This window comes from Streptomyces sp. NBC_01283 (assembly GCF_041435335.1).
Classification (GTDB): Bacteria; Actinomycetota; Actinomycetes; order Streptomycetales; family Streptomycetaceae; genus Streptomyces.
On sequence record NZ_CP108430.1, the window covers coordinates 3,133,666 to 3,153,756 of the forward strand.

Below are 20,091 nucleotides of genomic sequence, written 5' to 3' on the forward strand. Positions count from 1 at the left end.
CCCCGTATGACGTCTACAGAAAGCATTCCTCCTGTGAGCGCCACCCGTGTCCTCGTCCTCAACTCCGGCTCCTCGTCGGTGAAGTACCAGCTGCTCGACATGCGGGACAGCTCCCGTCTCGCGGTCGGCCTGGTCGAGCGCATCGGCGAGGCGACCTCGCGGCTCAAGCACACCCCGCTGACGGGCGGCGGCGAGGAGCGCGAGCGCGACGAGCCGATCGCCGACCACGAGGCGGCCCTGCGGGCGGTCGCCGCCGAGCTGGCCGCCGACGGGCTCGGCCTGGACTCCCCCGACCTGGCCGCGATCGGCCACCGCGTGGTGCACGGCGGTCTGAAGTTCACCGCGCCGACGGTCATCACGGACGAGGTGCTCGCGGAGATCCAGCGGCTCGTGCCGGTGGCGCCGCTGCACAACCCGGCCAACATCACCGGCATCCGCACGGCCCAGGCACTGCGCCCGGACCTCCCGCAGGTCGCCGTCTTCGACACGGCGTTCCACACGACGATGCCGGAGTCGGCAGCGCGCTACGCGATCGACGTGGCCACCGCCGACCAGCACCGCGTGCGGCGCTACGGCTTCCACGGGACGTCGCACGCGTACGTGTCCCGGGAGACCGCCAAGCTGCTCGGCAGGACGCCCGATGACGTGAACGTCATCGTGCTGCACCTGGGCAACGGCGCGTCCGCGAGCGCCGTGCGGGGCGGCAGGTGCGTGGAGACATCGATGGGGCTCACGCCGCTTGAGGGGCTCGTGATGGGTACCCGTTCCGGTGACGTGGATCCGGCGGTCGTCTTCCACCTGGCCCGCGTCGGCGGGATGTCGGTCGACGAGGTCGACACCCTGCTCAACAAGAAGAGCGGTCTGGTCGGACTCTGCGGCGACAACGACATGCGGGAGATCCGGCGCCGGATCGACGAGGGCGACGAGGCCGCCGCGCTCGCCTTCGACATCTACATCCACCGCCTGAAGAAGTACATCGGCGCCTACTACGCGGTACTCGGCCGGGTGGACGCCATCGCGTTCACGGCGGGGGTCGGTGAGAACGCGGCGCCGGTGCGGGAGGCTGCCGTCGCGGGTCTGGAGGAGCTGGGCCTCGTGGTCGACGGAGAGCTCAACGCTGTACGTTCCGACGAGGCCCGGCTGATCTCGCCGGAGTACGCGCGGGTCGCGGTCGCCGTCGTCCCCACCGACGAGGAGCTGGAGATCGCGCAGCAGACCTACGCGCTCGTGGCGTCGCTCGGCGACCCCTCGTGAAGGCCACGCCTGAGCGGCCTTACGCCCATTTGTAGATTCCACCAGACGGAATATTCCGAAGCGAAACAAACCGATAGGATCGCCCCTATGCGCCGTTCCAAAATCGTCTGCACGCTGGGCCCCGCCGTCGACTCCGAAGAGCAGCTCGTCTCGCTGATCGAAGCCGGCATGAACGTGGCCCGCTTCAACTTCAGCCACGGCACGCACGCCGAGCACCAGGGGCGGTACGACCGCGTCCGTGCGGCTGCCGACAAGACCGGACGTGCCGTCGGCGTCCTCGCCGACCTGCAGGGTCCGAAGATCCGCCTGGAGACCTTCGCCGAGGGCCCCGTCGAGCTGGTGCGCGGTGACGAGTTCACCATCACCACCGAGGACGTCCCCGGTGACAAGTCCATCTGTGGCACCACCTACAAGGGCCTGCCCGGTGACGTCTCCAAGGGCGACCAGGTCCTGATCAACGACGGCAACGTCGAGCTGCGCGTCGTCGAGGTGAGCGGCCCGCAGGTGAAGACGATCGTCGTCGAGGGCGGTGTCATCTCCGACCACAAGGGCATCAACCTGCCCGGCGCGGCCGTGAACGTGCCCGCGCTCTCCGAGAAGGACGTCGAGGACCTGCGCTTCGCCCTGAGGATGGGCTGCGACATGGTCGCCCTGTCCTTCGTGCGCGACGCCGGCGACGTCAAGGACGTCCACAAGGTGATGGACGAGGAGGGCCGCCGGGTCCCCGTCATCGCCAAGGTGGAGAAGCCGCAGGCCGTCGCCAACATGGAGGGCGTCGTCGCGGCCTTCGACGCCGTCATGGTCGCCCGTGGTGACCTGGCCGTCGAGTACCCGCTCGAGAAGGTCCCGATGGTGCAGAAGCGCCTCGTGGAGATGTGCCGCCGCAACGCCAAGCCGGTGATCGTCGCGACCCAGATGATGGAGTCGATGATCACCAACTCGCGCCCCACGCGCGCCGAGGCGTCCGACGTCGCCAACGCGATCCTGGACGGCGCGGACGCGGTCATGCTGTCCGCCGAGTCGTCCGTGGGCGCGTACCCGATCGAGACCGTCAAGACGATGTCGAAGATCGTCGTGGCGGCCGAGGAGGAGCTGCTCGCCAAGGGCCTGCAGCCGCTCGTGCCCGGCAAGAAGCCGCGTACGCAGGGTGGTTCGGTGGCCCGTGCCGCGTGCGAGATCGCGGACTTCCTGGGCGGCGAGGCACTGATCGCCTTCACGCAGTCCGGTGACACGGCCCGCCGTCTGTCCCGCTACCGCGCGGCCCAGCCGATCCTGGCCTTCACCACCGACGAGGCGACCCGCAACCAGCTCTCCCTGAGCTGGGGCGTGGACTCGTACGTCGTGCCGCACGTCGACAACACCGACGCGATGGTCGACCTCGTGGACGCCGAGCTGGTCAAGCTGAACCGCTTCAACGACGGCGACACCGTGATCATCACGGCCGGTTCGCCCCCCGGTGTCCCCGGCACCACCAACATGGTCCGGGTGCACCACCTGGGCGGCGTCGGCCGCGACTGACGCACCGCCTCCCCGTACGACACCGAGGGCGCCCCCTGATCCAGGGGGCGCCCTCGGCGCTTCGCGGCTCCCGGTGGTTCGTGGGACCGGGCGGTCCGAAGTCAGTCGGTGATCGACTGGTGCAGACCGGGTACGTGCAGTTCGCCGCCGAACTGGCCCGCCTGCTTGACCTTCACGTCCGTGAAGTAGATCAGCGGGATGTTCAGGGGCGGCGGGTGCTCCGGGTCGAACGTGATCGGGATGAGCCCGAAGAGCTTGCCCGAGATGCTCTCGGTGTACATCGTCGTCTTGCCGTTACGGATCGTGGACGTGGAACCCTTGGCGGCCTCGACGTGGTACTTCTTGCCGGCCGGGCCATCGACGATCTGGTGCAGGTCGCCGATGTCCGTGCTGTCGATGACGTACTTCAAGGACTGCTTGGTCTTGCCGTTGGGCATCGTCAGGTTCACGACCCCCTGGTAGTCGGCGCCCTTCAGCGTCAGCGAGCTGGCTTCCAGGTACCACGGCTGGTTCGGGATCGGCGAGGGCGTCTGCTCGGCGTCTCCGGCGACCTTCTTCTCGACCACGCACGGGAACGGCTTCTTGCCGTCCTCGTCCGGCGCCATCGGGTCCGCGGACTCCTCGGCCTTCGCCTTGGCGGCAGCCTCTTCGGCGGCCTTCTCGGCGTCCTCCTTGGCCTTGTCGACCGTGTCCCCGGCCTTGTCGGCACCGTCCTTGACGCCGTCCTTGACCCCGTCGAGGGTGTCGTCGACCGGCTTGGTGACGTCGTCGACCGTGTCCTTCGCCTTGTCCTCGGGGGACTCGGGGGACGTGGTCTCCTCCGAGGCGGAGGGGGTCGGCTCGGGGCTCTCGGACTTCTCCTCGTCGGGCGTGAAGAGGTCCTTGAGCGCGTCACCGACACCCAGCGGGTCCAGCGGGTTCTTGGTCTCGGAGGGCTCCGGAGCGGGCTCCTCGGTCTTCTCCTCCGAGGTCGACGGGGCCGGCTCGGCCTTGTCGGTGCCGTCGGCGCCATCGGAGTCCGAGCCCGCCTTGTCACCGGCGGAGGGCGAAGGCGTCGGCTCGGCGGTGGCCTTGCCGGAGTCGTCCTTGCCGCTCTTGTCGGCCTTCTCGGCGGCAGCCTTCTTCTCGGCCTCCGCCTGCTCGGCCTTCTCCTTCTCCGCCTTGTCCGCGGCAGCCTTGTCGGCTTCCTTGGAGGTGTCGTCCGGCGCCGTGACGCACGGGCCGTCCTGGAAGGGGTTCTTCGGCAGCGGCTTGGCCTGCGCGAGCTGGGGGGTCAGACCCATGCCCATGAGGACTGCGGTCGGCATGGCCGCGATGGCTATCGCCTTGCCCGCCGGAACGTGCAGGCGAGTGAGGAGCGGCTTTCTGGGTGCCGCGTGGCGCGGCCCGGATCTCGCGCGGGGCTCCCCCGCGGAGTCCGCATGGTGCACCTCGTCAGCCGGCACGGTGCCTCCCGTTCGTCCCGTTGTCCGGGCTCGTTCCTGACAGATCGTCCGTAGTGCCGCTCACCCCGTTCGCGGCCCCCGCGGCCGCGGGCTCCGGCGCCCCGTCGTCGGGGCCTTCGGTCCGCTTCCGCACGGACCCCTTCACGGGCTTGGCCGCCGCCCAGGAGATGCCGAGGGCACCGCCGAGCAGAGCGAGCAGGAAGCCGATGACGAAGCCACCGAAGTTGGAGACCACCAGAGAGACCAGGGCGAGCAGAATCGCCGCGACACCCGCGAAGATCCGCGAATGCGGCTGGAACCACATGGTCAGGCCGAGCACGACAAGCAGGACGCCGATGATCAGCGAGCCGGCACCGGCGGTCGTCGCCATCCGGATCGTCATCGTGCCGAGCGTGAGGTTCGCGTACGGGAAGTACATGATCGGGATGCCGCCGAGCAACGTCAGCAGACCACCCCAGAACGGGCGCTGACCGCGCCACCCTCGGAACGATTGGCGCATCCGGCCGAGCTTGTCTCCCAGCCCCACTTGCGCTTCGGCGCTCATGTCGTACAGCTCCTCGGGGAATGGCGTTGGTTCTGTGTCCTGCGGATTCGGGCACGGGGACGGTTGTCGAGTACCGTCGCGCCCCCGCGCCCGGCCGTGTTTCGCAACAAGTACCGCTGCTAAGGCATCAGCCTCAGTAGCACTCGTGCTTGCCCTTCTTGACCGACATGCCCAGACCAGAGAGCTTGAAGGTGCCGGCGGTGGTCGCCCACGCACGCTGCTTGACGCCGGTGAACCGCACCTTGTCAGCCTGCTGCGCGAACGAGTCGGGGGCGTACTTGTCGCCCTTCGACGGACCCGGGCCCTTGGTGGTCTGGTCGACCGAGACACCGATGTCGACGTTGGTGAACGTCGCGTCGGCCTTGAGGTCATCGGCGTCGATGTAGAGCTTCTTCGCCTCGACCCTCGGGCCGCCCTTGGCGCCGGCCTTGAGGGTCATCGACACATCGCCGAAGACGGGGACCGGAACGACGACGGACTGACACAGGTTGGTGATCTTGGCCGATTCGAGGCCGACGACGGCGACCGGGTGGTGACCCGACTTGCCGCTGTCAAGCGCCCCGTACTGGACGAAACCCGTACCGTCGAGCTGGTCGGCAGTCACCTTGAACTGCTGACCGGACACACTGAACGATGCCGCGAGTGCACCCTGCGAGAGGGCCACGCCTATCGCGGCAGTCGCCGCGACGCTCGGCACCATGACTACGGCGAACCGCTTCCATCTGGTTCCGCCACGAGCCACGGACTCCATGACTTTCCTCCTTCTCGGACGTACATCTCCGGCCCTGACTGGTCCCTTTCGGGCAGCTCAGCCGGGCAGGGATGGGAGAAGCGCTACGTCCTCGGGAAGGAGAGCGCCCGCATGGGAGGCGCGCAAACTGCGCCACTCAGCACCGGCGATCACCCCCGAGCGACAACCACTGGTCGCACGCGACACGCACAACCTGCCGGACAGGCCCTGCCGGACGGCAGAGACCCCCCTGTCCAAGACCGGCGACGGGGTGTCTCCGGCCTGCTCGGTGGGGACCCAGAAAGCCCGCTCCCGACTGGCTTTCGGGCTGCGGGTTATTGGACCGAGCGTCGCCGATCGTGGTGCATTCTCGGCCCCCGCACAAGGGGGTTCGTTACTCGCTAGTAACGGTGCGATAACCGAACCACGACCGCGCGGTATCGGTCGGCCACGGACGGTGCACCCATGGGCAGGAACAGAACGGGATGTTGAAGGGCACACCAGGACAGAAGACTGGCCTGGGCTTACTCCAAGTAACAGTGGCCGCGATTACCAAGTTTTGGTAAAGCGCGGCCACTGTGGCGCCTTGACGGCAAATTTTCACTCGGGCATCACAAGCCCCAGCGTTTAAGGACTGGTCAGCGAACGGCCCACGACAGGCCGAACGTCCAGGTCCGGGTCGAACGTCCGGACAGGGTCGGAAACCGGTCAGAAAAGCACCCGTGCGAGCTGTGTACGCGCGGTGGTCACCCGCGGGTCGTCCGAACCGACCACGTCGAGGAGTTCGAGCAGCCGCACGCGTGCGGCGTCCCGGTCCTCGCCCGCCGTGCGCCGGACCGCGTCGATGAGCCGCCCGAAGGCGTCCTCCACATGACCACCCACCAGATCCAGGTCGGCGGCGGCAATCTGCGCGGCCACGTCCGCGGGCCGGTCGGCGGCGTCCTTGCGGACCTGCTGCGGGTCCAGGCCCTGGACGCGCTGGAGCAGTTCGGCCTGGGCCAGGCCGAGCTTGGCCTCGGTGTTGCCCGGGTCGTCGTTCAGTACGTTGCGGTACGCCTGGACAGCGCCGCCCAAGTCGCCCGCGTCCAGCGCCTGGACGGCGGCTTCGAGCAGGGCGTCGTACGGGCCCGCGGGCACCTCGGCGACCGGGGCCTCCTGCTGGTCCCCGCCCTCGGCGCCCGGGTCGACGACGATGCCGGTCAGACCGAAGCGCTCCTCGCCGACCTGGATCAGCTGGTCCAGGGTCTGGCGGATCTGCTCCACCGGGGCCGCGCCCTGGAAGAGCGGCAGGGCCTGCCCGGCCACCACCGCGAAGACGGCCGGGATCCCCTGGACCCCGAACTGCTGCATCAGCATCTGATTGGCGTCCACGTCGATCTTGGCGAGGACGAAACGGCCGTTGTACTCCCGCGCGAGGCCTTCGAGCAGCGGGCTCAGCTGCTTGCACGGCTCGCACCACTCGGCCCAGAAGTCGATGACGACGGGCACTTCGGTGGAGCGCTGGAGGACGTCGCGCTCGAAACCGGCCTCGTCGACGTCGATGACGAGACTCGACGGCGAGACGCCCGGTACGGCGCCCCCGCCCTGCCTGGCCGCTTCGGCGCGCGCCTGCTCCGCCTTCGCCTTGGCCTCCTGGGCCGCCTTCACGGCGGCGAGGTCGACGACTCCGCTCATGGACATGTTCCGTGGCTGCATGAGTACATCCTCCCCCAAGCCGTGCGGGAACCGCGCCCGTCCGAGGCCCCCCGCCGGATTGCGGGGCCGCGGGCGGTCGTGGCGCCAAGGTCCCGAGGAGGACCGATGGTTGTGGCGCAGGGTCCCCACCCTGTGCCGGTGCTCACTGCTGTGGTTGCCGCTCTGGTTGTCTCTGTTCGTCCGCCGCGAAAGAACGTGGGCGCCGAGGAGTTGCCGTTCGTCCCGCCCACGACTCTTTCGCTACGGGTCGTAGCGTAACTGCCAGGCGTACACGTGTGGGCGGCGGGCCTGCGCGAATCAGCGTGATCTGCCTCACTCGCCGCGTCTCCGGCCCCTTTCGTACTGGCCGGTATGGTCGCGGGATGCAGAGCCGCACCCCGCCTCCCGCCCGCACCGGTGGCCGCCCCCGCAGCGCCGCGGCGGACACCGCGATCCTGGAGTCGACCCGCCAGGCCCTGGTCGAGCTCGGCTGGTCCAAGCTGACCCTCGGCGACGTGGCCACCCGTGCGGGCGTGGCCAAGACGACCCTCTACCGGCGCTGGGCGGGCAAGAGCGAGCTGGTCGTGGACGCGGTGGCGGAGCTGTTCGACCAGCTGGAGCTGCCGGACCGGGGCAGCCTTTCGGCGGACATCGAGGGTGTGGTCCTGCAGTTCGCGGCGCTGCTGTGCCGCCCCGAGACGAAGACGGCGCTGATGGCCGTGGTCGCCGAGTCCACCTCGGACGAGCCGCTGCGGGAGCGGATCCGTACGTCGATCGTGGACCGCCAGAAACGTTTGGTCCTCGCGGGGCGGAAGCGGGCTCAGGAGCGGGGCGAACTGCCCCCGGAACCCGACCCCTACGCCGCGGGCCGCACGGCCGACCTCATCTTCGACGTGATCGCCGGCGCGGTGGTCCACCGCGCCCTGGTCAGCGGCGAACCGGTGGACGAGGACTGGGCCCGCCGCTTCACGCTGCTCCTGCTGGGCGGCCTCGCGGCAGCAGCGTCCCAGCAGTAACGGGCCCCGGGGCCTCAACCACCACGCCTCTCCGGGCCCCCGGCGGAAGCCTCAGACCTGGTAGCGGTCCGCCGCGAAGAGGTGGAGGTTTTCGGCGACCCAGGAGGACGTCCGCTTCAGGCCCTCCGCCAAGGACACCGCCGGAGTCCAGCCCGCCCACTCCCTCGCCCGGGAGTTGTCCGACAGGAGCCGCTGGACCTCGCTGCCCGAAGGGCGCAGCCGGGACGGGTCGACGACCACCTTCGCGTCCCGCCCGGACGCCTCGATCAGCGCCTGGGCCAGCTCGCCGATCGAAATCTCCTGGCCCACCCCGAGGTTGACCGCGTGGCCGAGCGCCGCCTCGCACTCCGCGAGCGCGATGAAGCCCCGCGCGGTGTCCGTCACGTAGGTGAAGTCACGGGTGGGCGTGAGCGAGCCCAGCTTGATCTCCCGTGCGCCGGAGTGCAGTTGGGCCAGGATCGTGGGGATCACCGCTCGGGCGGACTGCCGCGGGCCGTAGGTGTTGAAGGGGCGGACGACCGTCACCGGCAGCTCGAAGGCGTGCCAGTGCGAGAGCGCCATCATGTCGGCGCCGATCTTCGAGGCGGAGTAGGGGGACTGCGGCTGGAGCGGGTGCTCCTCGGAGATGGGGGCGGTCAGCGCCGTCCCGTACACCTCGCTCGTGGAGGTGTGGACCAGCCGCCGCACGGAGTGCCGCCGGCACGCCTCGGCCACGTTCTCCGTGCCGACGACGTTCGTCTGGACGTACGCCCCCGGGGAGTCGTACGAGTACGGGATGCCGATCAGCGCGGCCAGGTGGAAGACCGTGTCGCAGCCCTCCACGGCGTCCGTCACGCGCCCCGCGTCCCGGACGTCGCCCGCGAGCATCTCGACCCGCGGGTCCCCCATCAGATGCGCGAGGTGGCCCTTGTCGGCGTACGGCTTGTAGTGCACGAAGGCGCGGACCTTCGCCCCCTGCTCCAGGAGCAGGTCGACGAGCGTCGAGCCGATGAAGCCCTCCGCCCCGGTGACGAGGACCGTGCGGCCCGCCCAGCTGAACGTGGTGCCGTTGTTGCTCATGCGTACTCCAAGTGGGGTGTGTGGTGCGTCAGTTGGATGACCCGCTCGGCGAGCAGGTCGGCGGCCCGTGCGTGCGGGCCCGGATCCGCCGCCCCGCTCATCGCGGCGAGCCGCGCCGGATCGGCGAGCAGCGGACCGACCAGCTCCGCGAGCCGCGCGGCCGTCGTCTCGCCGTCGGGAAGGAGCAGACCCGCGCCCGCGTCGGAGAGGACCCGCGCGTTGTGGGTCTGGTGGTCGCCGGGCGCGTGCGGATAGGGGACGAGGACGGCGGGCACCCCGGTGGCGGCGAGCTCGGCGACGGTCGCCGACCCGGCGCGGCAGACCACCAGGTCGGCGGCGGCGTACGCGAGGTCCATCCGGTCGAGGTAGGGCACGGCGCGGGCGATCCCCTCCACGCCCGCCTGAGTCAGCCGCCGCCGCGTCTCGTCGAGCGCGGCGGGCCCGGTCTTGATCAGGAGCTGTACGTCGTCGCGGTGCCGCCAGCGCGCCGCGAGCCCCACGGCCGCCTCGGTGAGCCGGGCGGCGCCCAGGCTGCCGCCGTTGAAGAGCAGCAGCCGGGCCTCGTCCGGTATCCCGTACTCCCGCCGGGCCTCGGCCCGCAGCGCCGCACGGTCGAGCGCGGCGAGCGGCGCCGCGATGGGCATCCCCGTGGTGTACGCGCGCTCACCGCCCGGCAGATGCTCCCGGCTGCGGTCGAAGGCGACGGCGATGTTCGGGGTGAGGCGGGCCGCGAACCGGTTGGCCCGGCCCGGCACCGCGTTGGACTCGTGGATCAGGCTCGGCAGGCCCGCCATCCGGGCGCCGACGATGACGGGAGCGCTGGGGTAGCCGCCCATCCCGACCGCGACCTGCGCGCCCTGGTCCCGCAGGATCGCCCGGCACTGGGCGCCGGACTTCACCAGGGCGGCGGGGAGGAGGAACCGCCTGGCGCCGAGCGAGGGGTCGAAGGGGATCATGTCGACGGTGTGCAGGCGGTATCCGGCGTCCGGTATCAGCCGGGTCTCCAGGCCTCGTTCCGTGCCGACGAAGGAGACGACGGCGCCCGGCACGGCGCGGCGCAGGGCGTCGGCGAGGGCAAGACCGGGATAGATGTGTCCCCCGGTGCCGCCCGCGCCGATGACGACGGAGAGAGAGGCACGGACCCCTGTCCCGGAAGCTCGCATATCGGGTGTTCGCATGGCAACGGAGCATTACGAGCAGGTCTAAGAGGGTTTTAAGAGCCGCGTTTGGCACCTTTGACCCATGAGTCACACGAGCAGGCCGGGCCCACCCGTGACCGGCGGCGGCCCACCGCCGGCCAAGATCCTCGTGGTCGACGACGATCCGGAGGTCCGCGCGGCGGTCGAGGACGGCCTCACGATCGAGGGCCACCTGGTCCGCGGCGCCCCGGACGGGCAGCGCGCGCTCAGCGCCATCGCCCGGTGGGAGCCGGACCTCGTGGTCCTGGACGTGATGATGCCCGTCATGGACGGTCTCGCCGTCTGCCGTCAGATGCGCGCACTCGGCGACCGCACCCCGGTCCTCGTCCTCACCGCCCTCGGCTCCGTCAGCGAACGCGTGGACGGCCTCGACGCGGGTGCCGACGACTATCTGGTGAAGCCCTTCGCCCTCGACGAGCTCGTCGCCCGCGTCCGTGCCCTCCTGCGCCGCGCGGCCCCGGAGCAGCACTCCACCGCCGACGGCGACGACCTCGCGTACGGGGATCTCGTCCTCGATCCGTCGACCCGCACCGGCCGCCGCGGCCACCGCACGGTCGAGTTCAGCCGCACCGAGGCCGCGCTGCTCGAACTGCTGCTGCGGAACGCGGGGCAGGTCCTTCCGCGCGACCTCATCCAGGAGTCGGTCTGGGGGCGCGACTTCGGACCCGACTCCAACTCCCTCGCCGTGTACGTCGGTTATCTGCGCCGCAAGCTGGAGTCGGGCGGCGAGCCACGCCTGGTGCACACCGTGCACGGTGTCGGCTACCGGCTGGGCAGCCCGTGAGCGCCCGGCGCAGGCTCGGCGCGCGGTGGCGGCGCAGGCGTCCGCTGCGCACCCGGCTCGCGCTCGCCGCGGCGGCGGCCGTGGCGCTGGTCGCGGTCGGGGTGTGCGTGGCCGCGTTCCTCGTCATCCGCTACAAGCTCTACCAGCAGCTCGACCAGAACCTCGCCCAGTCGGCGACCCTCATCGCCCAGCAGCGGGAGTACGACGCCGAGCCTGGCGTCGTCACGGACGAGTGCCGCTACCCCGGCACCCCGGCCTGCTCCCAGGTCGTCCCCGCCGACGCCGCGAAGGACCCGTCGAAGCCGTATCTGCTCCCGGTCACTCCCTCCACCCGGCAGGTCGCGAGCGGCCGGGCGAAGCCGTACTACACGAGCCTGACGCTGTACGGGAAGCCGACCCGGATGTACACCACCAACTACGGCACGGGAAACGCCGTCCAGGTCGCCCTGCGCGCCGACATCGCCGAGCGCGGGGTACAGCAGGCCGCCGTGCTGCTCTCCGCGGTGGGCGGCGCCGGAGTGCTCCTGTCCGGGCTCGGCGGCTACTGGGTCTCGCGCACCGGCCTCGCACCGGTCGCCCGCCTCACCGCCACGGCGGAGCGCATCGCGGCGACCCGTGACGCCCGCCACCGCATCGAGCTGCCGCCGGGGCCGCCGGGCCGCGAGGACGAGGTGACACGCCTGGCCGCCTCGTTCAACGCGATGCTGGCCGAGCTGGAGGAGTCGGTCGCCGCACGCCGCCGCCTGGTCGCCGACGCCTCGCACGAACTGCGTACCCCGCTGACCGCGCTGCGGACGAACGCCGAACTCCTGGCCCGCGCCGACCGGTTGACCGACGCGCAGCGCGAGCGGGCGTCCGGCGCGCTCGGCCGTCAGCTGCGCGAGGTCACCGGCATGGTCAACGACCTGATCGAGTTGGCGCGCGACGAGGAGCCGCAGCCCCTCCTGGAGGAGGTGCGGCTCGCTCCCCTGGTCACCCATGTCGTGGACGCGGCGCGCGGCCACTGGCCGCAGGTGCCCTTCACGCTCCACGTGGCGCCGGACGCCGTCGGCGCGAGCCTTCCCGGCGTGCCCGCGCGCCTGTCCCGCCTCGTCACCAACCTCCTGGACAACGCGGCCAAGTTCAGCCCGCCGGGCACTCCCGTGGAGGTTGCGCTCACGCCCGGCACCCTGACGGTCCGCGACCACGGTCCCGGCATCGCCCAGGAGGATCTGCCGTACGTCTTCGACCGCTTCTACCGCGCGGAGAAGGCCCGCGCCCTGCCGGGCTCGGGCCTTGGTCTCGCGATGGCCCGCCAGATCGCCCACGCGCACGGGGCGGAGCTGACGGCGGAGGGTGCGCCGGGCGGGGGCGCGCTGTTCAGACTGACACTCGGTGACCGCTAGTTCTTCCAGGCGCAACTGCCGAGATCAGCGCGCCCCTTCGCGACGAGGCGGTCCGCTTCCCCCGCGGGCAGGACACGCGTGTGCTTGCCGCGGCAGACGACCGTCCGGTCACCGTGTCCCGCCAGGTCGACCAGGATCTGGTCCCAGTGGCGGTACTGCACGTCGTGCCCGGAGTCGGCGTACGTACGCACCGTCGCCTTGCCCGGCAGCGCCTCCTGCCAGGTCTTGAGGGTCTCCGGCGGCACGGTCGTGTCCTTCTTGCCGCCGTAGAGGTAGACGGGGGCGTCGAGCTTCGAGAGATCGGGGCCCGGCCGTCCGCAGTACAGCTTCTGCTCGTGCACCTGCGGCGCGGGGTCGGCCTGCTGGCCACGCTGGTTGTAGGTGCGCGCGCCTTCCTCGTACGCCGTGTCGGCGAAGCCCGGTATCGACTTCACGGGGCTGTCGTCGGGGAACGCCCACCACTTGCGCGGGTCCTTGATGGACTCCTTCACCGTGCCGGCGAGCTCGTCGTCGGACATCGCGCAGTACGCGGGCTTCGTGCCATAGGGCGGCAGGGCCGCCGCGAGGTGCAGGGCCGAGATCCGGTCGGGGGCACGCCCGGCGAGCTCCGCCGCGTACGGGCCGCCGCCGGAGATCGCGATCACGCTGACGTCGTCCACACCGAGCTGGTCGAGGACCTCAAGGGTGTCAGCGGCGAAGTCGGCCTTGCCGAGCTTCTTGTCGAACTCCGTGTCACCGAAGCCGTTGCGCTCGACGGATATGAGGCGCAGGCCCAGGTCCTCACGGGTCGTCCGGAAGAAGTCCGTCATGTGCGCGGCGCGGGCGCTCGTGCCGGTACCGCCGATGAACAGGACGGGCTTGCCCTTCTTGTTCCCGGTGTCGGAGTAGTGAGCCGTCCGGCCGTTCGAGAGCTTCGCCGCGTGCACCTCGGGGCCGAGCGAGTCGAAGGAGTCCTGCACCTTCGGCTCGGCCGGCGGGCTCGCGCTGACCTCGCCGGATCCGTACACCGTCAGGGCACCGAGGAGAGTGAGCGTGGCGGCTCCGATGGCGATCACGGCGGTACGGGTGGGGCCGGGCAGGCTCACGGGTGACACAGGGTGACTCCAGGGGCAGGGCGGTGGGACGGGCGGCGCCTACCCAGCCCCCTGCATCTGACACCCACATTTTTCGGCCGGGTTCCAAGAGGGCCCCGAGGAGGCCCCGCAGGGGCCTTCCAGGGGGCTCCGCAGGGGCCCACACCCAAAGAACCCGGACTAGAACCCGGGCGGCTCGGTGTAGACCCCCCACTCGTCCCGCAGGACCCCGCAGATCTCCCCCAGCGTCGCCTCGGCCCGCACCGCCTCCAGCATGGGGGCGATCATGTTCGCCCCGTCACGGGCAGCCGCCAGCATGGCGTCGAGCGCGGCACGAACCCGGGCGTCGTCCCGGGCCGCACGGCGCGCGCCGAGGACCTTGACCTGCTCCCGCTCCACCTCGTGAGAGACCCGCAGGATCTCCAGGTCACCGGTGACGGACCCGTGGTGGACGTTCACGCCCACGACGCGCTTGTCGCCCTTCTCCAGGGACTGCTGGTACTGGAACGCCGACTCGGCGATCTCACCGGTGAACCAGCCGTCCTCGATGCCGCGCAGGATCCCGGAGGTGATGGGCCCGATGGGGTGCTCCCCGTTCGGGTGCGCCCGGCGTCCCCGCTCCTTGATCTGCTCGAAGATCTTCTCGGCGTCGGCCTCGATGCGGTCGGTGAGCTGCTCGACGTACCAGGAGCCGCCCAGCGGGTCCGCCACGTTGGCGACGCCCGTCTCCTCCATGAGTACCTGCTGCGTGCGCAGCGCGATCTCGGCGGCCTGCTCGCTCGGCAGCGCGAGGGTCTCGTCGAGGGCGTTCGTGTGCAGGGAGTTCGTGCCGCCGAGGACCGCGGAGAGGGCCTCGACAGCGGTGCGCACGACGTTGTTGTAGGGCTGCTGCGCGGTGAGCGAGACGCCCGCGGTCTGCGTGTGGAAGCGCAGCCACTGGGCCTTGTCGGTCTGCGCGCCGTACACGTCCCGCATCCAGCGGGCCCAGATGCGGCGGGCGGCGCGGAACTTGGCGATCTCCTCGAAGAAGTCCAGGTGGGCGTCGAAGAAGAAGCTCAGTCCGGGCGCGAAGACGTCCACGTCCATGCCGCGGCTGAGCCCCAGCTCCACGTACCCGAAGCCGTCCGCGAGGGTGTACGCGAGCTCCTGCGCGGCCGTCGCCCCGGCCTCGCGGATGTGATAGCCGGAGACCGACAGGGGCTTGTACGCGGGGATGTCGCGCGCGCAGTGCTCCATCAGGTCGCCGATGAGGCGCAGGTGCGGCTCGGGCTGGAAGAGCCACTCCTTCTGCGCGATGTACTCCTTGAAGATGTCCGTCTGGAGCGTGCCGTTCAGGACGCCCGGGTCGATGCCCTGGCGCTCGGCGGCGACCAGGTACATGCAGAAGACGGGGACGGCGGGTCCGGAGATCGTCATCGACGTCGTGACGTCACCGAGCGGGATGTCCTGGAACAGGACCTCCATGTCGGCGGCCGAGTCGATGGCGACCCCGCAGTGCCCGACCTCGCCGAGGGACTGCGGCTCGTCGGAGTCGCGGCCCATCAGGGTCGGCATGTCGAAGGCCACGGAGAGTCCGCCGCCGCCGGCGGCCAGGATCATCTTGTAGCGCTCGTTCGTCTGCTCGGCGTTGCCGAAGCCCGCGAACTGGCGGATGGTCCAGGTCCGGCCGCGGTAGCCGGTGGGGTGGAGTCCGCGGGTGAAGGGGTATTCGCCGGGCCATCCGATCCGCTCGAATCCCTCGTAGGCGTCCCCTGGCCGTGGCCCGTAGACGGGCTCGACCGGGTCACCGGAGAGCGTGGTGAAATCCGCGTCGCGCTTCTTCGCGGTGTCGTACCGGGCCTGCCAGCGACGGCGGCCCTCCTCGATGGCGTCAGCGTCCATACCCTCGAATTTACTTGGACGTCCTAGTAAATGTCGATGGCTGACCGCCACGGGTATGTCCGTGGCGGTGTTCCCGGGTGGGGCGCTACGCCTTCGCGGTGGCCGGGGAGCCGTCGACGATCAGCGGCTCGACCTCGCGGACGACCTTGCGCTCGACGAAGAACGCGGCCGTCGGGATGGTGCCGGAGATCAGCACCCACAGCAGCTTGCCGAAGGGCCACTTCGCCTTGGAGCCCAGGTCGAAGGCGAAGATCAGGTAGATGATGTAGAGGACGCCGTGGACCTGGGAGACGACCAGCGTCAGGCCCTCACCCTTCTCGAAGCCGTACTTGAACACCATGCAGGTGCACAGGATGAGCAGCATGACGGCGGTGACGTAGGCCATCACCCGGTAACGGGTCAGCACGGATCGCTTCATGCCTACGAGCGTATCGGCCCGATTTGCGCGATCTTCCGGCGGCCCCGGCACGACCGGAACGGTCGGTTCTACCGCCCCACCGGGTTCCCCATCGGGTTCCCCTCCGGGTGCTCCTACTGCTCCTCGAAGTCCTCCGCCGCCACCCGCAGCGGCCGCAGCATCGCGAAGATCTCCGCGCACTCCTCGGCGTCGTACACCCCGAGCCCGAAGTCCATCGCCATCAGCTCGCGGGTGGCGGACTCGACGACCTCGCGACCCTTCTCCGTGATGGAGGCCAGCGTGCCGCGCCCGTCGTTCGGATTGGGGCGCTTGTCGACGAGACCGGACTTGACCAGGCGGTCGACGGTGTTGGTGACGGACGTGGGGTGGACCATGAGCCGCTCGCCGATCTTGGACATCGGGAGCTCGCCCGCCTGCGAGAACGTGAGCAGGACCAGCGCCTCGTACCGCGCGAAGGTCAGTCCGTACGGCTTGACGACCGCGTCGACCTCGCCGAGCAGGATCTGCTGCGCCCGCATGATCGAGGTGATCGCGCCCATGGCCGGTACGGATCCCCAGCGCTGCTTCCAGAGCTCGTCGGCGCGGGCGATGGGATCGAAGGGAAGGCTGAGCGGCTTCGGCACGCCAAAGACCTTACCCGCCGGTCACATGGTGGTCAGCCCCGTCTCGCGATTCGGTCGCCTGTTCCCGGGGTTCGGCGGGTTCACCGGCGGCCGTACGGCCCGTGGCGCGGACCTCGGCCGCGAGCACGAGGCAGCAGACCGTGCCGAGCACACCCGACGCCGTGACGACGGTGCTCACCGCGAAGAACTCCGCCGCGAGCCCGGCGAGCGCCATCCCCACCCCCTGGATCGTCATGAGCCCGGCCGTGTGCACGGTCATGGCCCGCCCGCGCAGCTCCGCCGGAACCGCGTCGACGAACCACCGGTCGACGCCCAGCGTGTACGCGGATCCGGCGCCGGCCAGCGCGAGGGCGAGCATCGCCCACAGGAGGCCGGGGGTGAGCGCGTACACGGTGAGCGGCAGCAGCGTGAACGAGGCGAGCGGCAGGGCGATGCGGGCCCGGGCGGAGACGGAGAGCACGGACCCCGCGTACAGCTCCGCCGCGATCGTGCCGACCGGCAGGGCGCACATCAGCAGTCCGACGCCCGCGACGCCGGCCCCGATCTGGTCGGCGTACGGAGCGGCGAGCGCCTCCGGGGCGACCATGAACATGGGCGGCGCCCACAGGAGGAGCAGCAGCGCCCTGGTCCGCCGGTCGCCGAGCACCTGCCTGGCACCGCTGAGCGAGTACTTCAGCAGGGCGGGACCGACGCCCCCGCGTGCGGGCCTGCGCCGCGTCCCGCACCGCAGGAGCAGCGCCGACGCGGCGAACGTAGAGACGGTGATGAGGAGCGCCCCGCGCGGCGGCACGAGGGTGAGCAGGACGCCGCCGAGCCCGAAGCCGACGAGTACGGAGCTCTGCGAGACGATCCTGAGCAGGGAGCGCCCGAGGACGAACAGGTCGCCGTCCCCCAGGATGTCGGTGAGGGTGGCCATCCGCGTCCCGTTGAAGACGGGCGACACGAGAGCGATGACGCACCGCAGCGCGAGCAGCCCGAAGACGGGCGTGGCGGGCAGCGCCATGAGCACCGCGCAGCCGGCACACACCACGTCGCACAGCACGAGCACGCGCCGCGGCGGATACCGGTCGGCGATCCCGGAGAGGAGGGTCCCGCCGATCAGGTACGGCAGCATCCCCAGGGCGAAGGTGAGCGCACTGAGCAGCGGCGACCCGGTGAGGCCGTACACGAGGACGGTGAGCGCGACCTCGCTGATGACGACGCCGAGCAGCGAGAGGGCGTGGGCGAGGAAGACGGCGCGGAACTCGCGGACGGTGAAGAGGCGGAGGTAGCCGGCGGGTTCGGGGGCGCACGCCTCGGGGTTGGCATCGTCAGACATGACCGCACCCTGCACGCGTGCGTGCCCGTCGCCCTAGAGTTTCGGTTCCAGGCGAATCTTGGGGGGGGTACGCGTGCCGAACCGGCTGCATTTCGGTCCCGACGATCTCTTGCGGTGCCGGTTCGCCGTGTCGCCGCTGTGGGAGACGCAGGAAGCCGTGCGGACCCTGAAGCGGCCGGACCGGCACGGCTACCACCCGCAGTGGCTGCGGCGGATCCGCGGGGCGAGCGCCGGGCTCGAACTCGGGCTGCTGTGGCTGCTGATGCCGCAGCGCGGCTACACCCCGGACTTCCTCGGCCCTCCGCCCATCGGCCCCGCCGCCACCTTCGACGAGGAGATCGCGGCGGTGCGCGCGGCCGACCCCGAGGCCGCGCGTGAGGAGCTGGCGCGGGCGCTCGCCTGCACCCCGGGGGCCACCGAGTCCCCTCGGGGGCGCGCGCTGCTCGCCGATCCCGTACGCGCGGTGCGGGACCTCGCGGATGCCGTGGAGGCCGCCTGGCACACCCTCGTCGAGCCGGACTGGCCCCGGCTCCGCGCGCTGCTCGACGCGGATGTCGCCTTCCACTCGCGGCGGCTCGCGGAGGTCGGCCTCGGTGCGCTGATCGCCGAGCTCGACCCCCGGTTCACCTGGGAGTCGAAGACGCTGACCGTCGCGCGGTCGGCCGATCATGTGCGGCATCTGGCGGGCGAGGGCCTCGTGCTGCTGCCCAGTGTCTTCGCCTGGCCCGACGTGGTGGGCGGCCACGAGCCGCCCTGGCAGCCGACCCTGGCCTATCCCGCCCGTGGCCTCGCCGGACTCTGGGCCGAGCCGAGCGACCGTACGTCCGAGGCGCTCGTACGGCTGCTCGGGCGGGGCAGAGCCACTGTCCTTGCCTCGCTGACCGACCCCGCCACCACCTCGGCCCTGGCGCACCGCCTGGGGCTCGCCCCCTCGTCCGTCTCCGCGCACCTCGGCGCCCTGCGCGACGCGGGGCTGCTGATCTCGCGGCGATACAGACACCAGGTGCTCTACGAACGCACTCCGCTCGGCATCGCGCTGGCGAGCGGCGGCGGCATCTGAGGGGCACGCCCGGTGTCGTAACCGAGGCCGATTGGACCGTTATGTAACGATTGCCCGGTCACCGTCGCCCAAGGGGGCTGGATGCACCGGCTGCTCCGCACGTTCACCGCACTCACGGCCCTCACGGCCCTCGGGCTCACGACGGGGTGCTCCGCCGAATCCGGCGCGGGCAAGGAGCGGACGGCCACCGAGGCCGGACCCTCCACCGACGCCACCGGGAAGGCATCGCGGAACGCCTTCTGGGTCGACCCGGAGAGCGCCGCCGCCCGGCAGGTCAGGCAGTGGGAGCAGGAGGGCCGCACCCAGGACGCCGCCGCGCTCAAGCGGATCTCCGAGCAGCCCATGGCCGTGTGGCCCGCGGGCGACGACCCCGCCCCGGACATCAAGGCCGCCGTGGACGGCGCCGCGCAGGGCGACCGCACCGCCGTGCTCGTCGCGTACAACATCCCGCACCGCGACTGCGGCCAGCACTCGGCGGGCGGCGCGCACAGCTCGGACTTCTACCGGCAGTGGATCGACACGTTCGCGGGCGCCATCGGCGACCGGTCGGCCGTCGTCATCCTGGAGCCTGACGCGGTCGCGCACATCGTGGACGGCTGCACCCCCGCCGAGTACCACGCGGAGCGCTACCAGCTGCTCTCCGAAGCCATCCAACGGCTCAAGAAGCAGCCCCGGGTGAAGGTCTATCTGGACGCGGGCAACCCGGGCTGGATCAGCCAGGCGGACAAGCTCGCCGAACCGCTCAAGCAGGCGGGCATCGACCAGGCGGACGGCTTCTCGCTGAACGTCTCGAACTTCCAGGGCGACGACACCATCAAGGCGTACGGCCGCAGCCTCTCCGAGGTCGTCGGCGGCAAGCACTTCGTGATGGACACCAGCCGCAACGGCAAGGGCCCGCTCGCCGGTGACCGCGCGGACGCCTGGTGCAATCCGCCGGGACGGGGCCTCGGCACCCCGCCCACGGACCGGACCGGTGACGCGCTGCTCGACGCGGTCCTGTGGATCAAGCGGCCCGGCGACTCGGACGGACCGTGCCGCGGCGGCCCGGCGGCGGGCCAGTGGTGGCCCGACTACGCGCTGGGGCTCGCGCGCAACGCCAAGGCCACCTGA

General features: G+C 71.0%; 18 protein-coding genes. 7 read left to right on the forward strand and 11 right to left on the reverse strand.

Features of this window, described 5'->3' with window-relative positions; all coding sequences use genetic code 11:
• Window positions 1–33: 33 nt before the first annotated feature.
• The gene (locus tag OG302_RS14000; protein ID WP_371527100.1) at window positions 34–1,254 is read left to right on the forward strand and encodes an acetate kinase; all 1,221 of its coding nucleotides are present in this window, start codon (window positions 34–36) and stop codon (window positions 1,252–1,254) included.
• Window positions 1,255–1,341: 87 nt separating this feature from the next.
• Entirely contained in the window at window positions 1,342–2,772 is a 1,431-nt protein-coding gene (pyk, locus tag OG302_RS14005) for a pyruvate kinase (protein WP_371527101.1), read from the forward strand.
• A gap of 101 nt (window positions 2,773–2,873) precedes the next feature.
• Here the strand turns inward: pyk and OG302_RS14010 are convergent, their stop codons facing one another.
• The 4 genes from OG302_RS14010 to OG302_RS14025 all read right to left on the reverse strand — a co-directional run bounded on the left by OG302_RS14010 (window position 2,874) and on the right by OG302_RS14025 (window position 7,186).
• Entirely contained in the window at window positions 2,874–4,079 is a 1,206-nt protein-coding gene (locus tag OG302_RS14010; RefSeq protein ID WP_371527102.1) for a hypothetical protein, read from the reverse strand.
• A gap of 127 nt (window positions 4,080–4,206) precedes the next feature.
• Window positions 4,207–4,761: a DUF6114 domain-containing protein gene (locus tag OG302_RS14015; protein WP_371527103.1), complete on the reverse strand. Its 555-nt coding sequence runs from the start codon at window positions 4,759–4,761 to the stop codon at window positions 4,207–4,209.
• Window positions 4,762–4,894: 133 nt separating this feature from the next.
• Window positions 4,895–5,512 carry a DUF6230 family protein gene (locus tag OG302_RS14020; protein WP_371527104.1) on the reverse strand — a complete coding sequence of 206 codons (618 nt, stop codon included), beginning with the start codon at window positions 5,510–5,512 and terminating at the stop codon, window positions 4,895–4,897.
• Window positions 5,513–6,199: 687 nt separating this feature from the next.
• Window positions 6,200–7,186 (reverse strand): tetratricopeptide repeat protein, encoded by a 987-nt coding sequence (locus OG302_RS14025; RefSeq protein WP_371527105.1) that lies wholly within the window; start codon window positions 7,184–7,186, stop codon window positions 6,200–6,202.
• Window positions 7,187–7,548: 362 nt separating this feature from the next.
• Here OG302_RS14025 and OG302_RS14030 point away from each other — a divergent pair, with 362 nt between their 5' ends.
• Complete coding sequence (locus OG302_RS14030; RefSeq protein ID WP_371527106.1) at window positions 7,549–8,181, forward strand: TetR/AcrR family transcriptional regulator; 633 nt, start codon at window positions 7,549–7,551, stop codon at window positions 8,179–8,181.
• Between the two features lie 51 nt (window positions 8,182–8,232).
• Here the strand turns inward: OG302_RS14030 and OG302_RS14035 are convergent, their stop codons facing one another.
• Complete coding sequence (locus tag OG302_RS14035) at window positions 8,233–9,240, reverse strand: SDR family NAD(P)-dependent oxidoreductase (RefSeq protein ID WP_371527107.1); 1,008 nt, start codon at window positions 9,238–9,240, stop codon at window positions 8,233–8,235.
• Complete coding sequence (locus OG302_RS14040) at window positions 9,237–10,418, reverse strand: glycosyltransferase (RefSeq protein WP_371527108.1); 1,182 nt, start codon at window positions 10,416–10,418, stop codon at window positions 9,237–9,239. The genes OG302_RS14035 and OG302_RS14040 overlap by 4 nt, the downstream gene beginning before the upstream one ends.
• Before the next feature lie 64 nt (window positions 10,419–10,482).
• Here OG302_RS14040 and OG302_RS14045 point away from each other — a divergent pair, with 64 nt between their 5' ends.
• Both OG302_RS14045 and OG302_RS14050 read left to right on the forward strand, forming a co-directional pair.
• Window positions 10,483–11,223, forward strand: a complete 741-nt coding sequence (locus OG302_RS14045; RefSeq protein WP_371527109.1) for a response regulator transcription factor — start codon at window positions 10,483–10,485, stop codon at window positions 11,221–11,223.
• A complete protein-coding gene (locus tag OG302_RS14050; protein ID WP_371527110.1) occupies window positions 11,220–12,608 on the forward strand; it encodes a sensor histidine kinase in 1,389 nt (462 codons plus the stop codon). Before OG302_RS14045 ends, OG302_RS14050 begins: the two co-directional genes overlap by 4 nt.
• On the opposite strand, the gene OG302_RS14055 is transcribed toward OG302_RS14050, so the two are convergent.
• From OG302_RS14055 to OG302_RS14075, 5 genes are all read right to left on the reverse strand, one after another.
• A complete protein-coding gene (locus tag OG302_RS14055; RefSeq protein ID WP_371527111.1) occupies window positions 12,605–13,702 on the reverse strand; it encodes an alpha/beta fold hydrolase in 1,098 nt (365 codons plus the stop codon). The two genes, OG302_RS14050 and OG302_RS14055, sit on opposite strands and share 4 nt — an antisense overlap.
• Window positions 13,703–13,861: 159 nt before the next feature.
• Entirely contained in the window at window positions 13,862–15,562 is a 1,701-nt protein-coding gene (locus tag OG302_RS14060; protein ID WP_371527112.1) for a methylmalonyl-CoA mutase, read from the reverse strand.
• An 85-nt stretch (window positions 15,563–15,647) separates the two neighbouring features.
• Window positions 15,648–15,980 (reverse strand): DUF3817 domain-containing protein, encoded by a 333-nt coding sequence (locus tag OG302_RS14065; protein ID WP_361833697.1) that lies wholly within the window; start codon window positions 15,978–15,980, stop codon window positions 15,648–15,650.
• A 113-nt stretch (window positions 15,981–16,093) separates the two neighbouring features.
• A complete protein-coding gene (locus OG302_RS14070) occupies window positions 16,094–16,603 on the reverse strand; it encodes a MarR family winged helix-turn-helix transcriptional regulator (protein ID WP_371527113.1) in 510 nt (169 codons plus the stop codon).
• A 10-nt stretch (window positions 16,604–16,613) separates the two neighbouring features.
• Window positions 16,614–17,921 (reverse strand): MFS transporter, encoded by a 1,308-nt coding sequence (locus tag OG302_RS14075; RefSeq protein ID WP_371527114.1) that lies wholly within the window; start codon window positions 17,919–17,921, stop codon window positions 16,614–16,616.
• A gap of 73 nt (window positions 17,922–17,994) precedes the next feature.
• Between OG302_RS14075 and OG302_RS14080 the strand changes: the two genes are divergently transcribed.
• Window positions 17,995–18,981, forward strand: a complete 987-nt coding sequence (locus OG302_RS14080; protein WP_371527115.1) for a DUF5937 family protein — start codon at window positions 17,995–17,997, stop codon at window positions 18,979–18,981.
• Window positions 18,982–19,062: 81 nt separating this feature from the next.
• Window positions 19,063–20,091, forward strand: coding sequence for a glycoside hydrolase family 6 protein (locus OG302_RS14085; protein ID WP_371527116.1), 1,029 nt, complete (start codon window positions 19,063–19,065; stop codon window positions 20,089–20,091).

Bases quoted from the DNA above. Each gene is read 5' to 3' on its own strand.
- pyk (WP_371527101.1), top strand. From the start codon at position 1,342: ATGCGCCGTTCCAAAATCGTCTGCACGCTGGGCCCCGCCGTCGACTCC.
- OG302_RS14010 (WP_371527102.1), bottom strand. From the start codon at position 4,079: ATGCCGACCGCAGTCCTCATGGGCATGGGTCTGACCCCCCAGCTCGCG.
- OG302_RS14015 (WP_371527103.1), bottom strand. From the start codon at position 4,761: ATGAGCGCCGAAGCGCAAGTGGGGCTGGGAGACAAGCTCGGCCGGATG.
- OG302_RS14020 (WP_371527104.1), bottom strand. From the start codon at position 5,512: ATGGAGTCCGTGGCTCGTGGCGGAACCAGATGGAAGCGGTTCGCCGTA.
- OG302_RS14025 (WP_371527105.1), bottom strand. From the start codon at position 7,186: ATGCAGCCACGGAACATGTCCATGAGCGGAGTCGTCGACCTCGCCGCC.
- OG302_RS14030 (WP_371527106.1), top strand. From the start codon at position 7,549: ATGCAGAGCCGCACCCCGCCTCCCGCCCGCACCGGTGGCCGCCCCCGC.
- OG302_RS14035 (WP_371527107.1), bottom strand. From the start codon at position 9,240: ATGAGCAACAACGGCACCACGTTCAGCTGGGCGGGCCGCACGGTCCTC.
- OG302_RS14040 (WP_371527108.1), bottom strand. From the start codon at position 10,418: ATGCGAACACCCGATATGCGAGCTTCCGGGACAGGGGTCCGTGCCTCT.
- OG302_RS14045 (WP_371527109.1), top strand. From the start codon at position 10,483: ATGAGTCACACGAGCAGGCCGGGCCCACCCGTGACCGGCGGCGGCCCA.
- OG302_RS14060 (WP_371527112.1), bottom strand. From the start codon at position 15,562: ATGGACGCTGACGCCATCGAGGAGGGCCGCCGTCGCTGGCAGGCCCGG.
- OG302_RS14065 (WP_361833697.1), bottom strand. From the start codon at position 15,980: ATGAAGCGATCCGTGCTGACCCGTTACCGGGTGATGGCCTACGTCACC.
- OG302_RS14075 (WP_371527114.1), bottom strand. From the start codon at position 17,921: ATGTCTGACGATGCCAACCCCGAGGCGTGCGCCCCCGAACCCGCCGGC.
- OG302_RS14085 (WP_371527116.1), top strand. From the start codon at position 19,063: ATGCACCGGCTGCTCCGCACGTTCACCGCACTCACGGCCCTCACGGCC.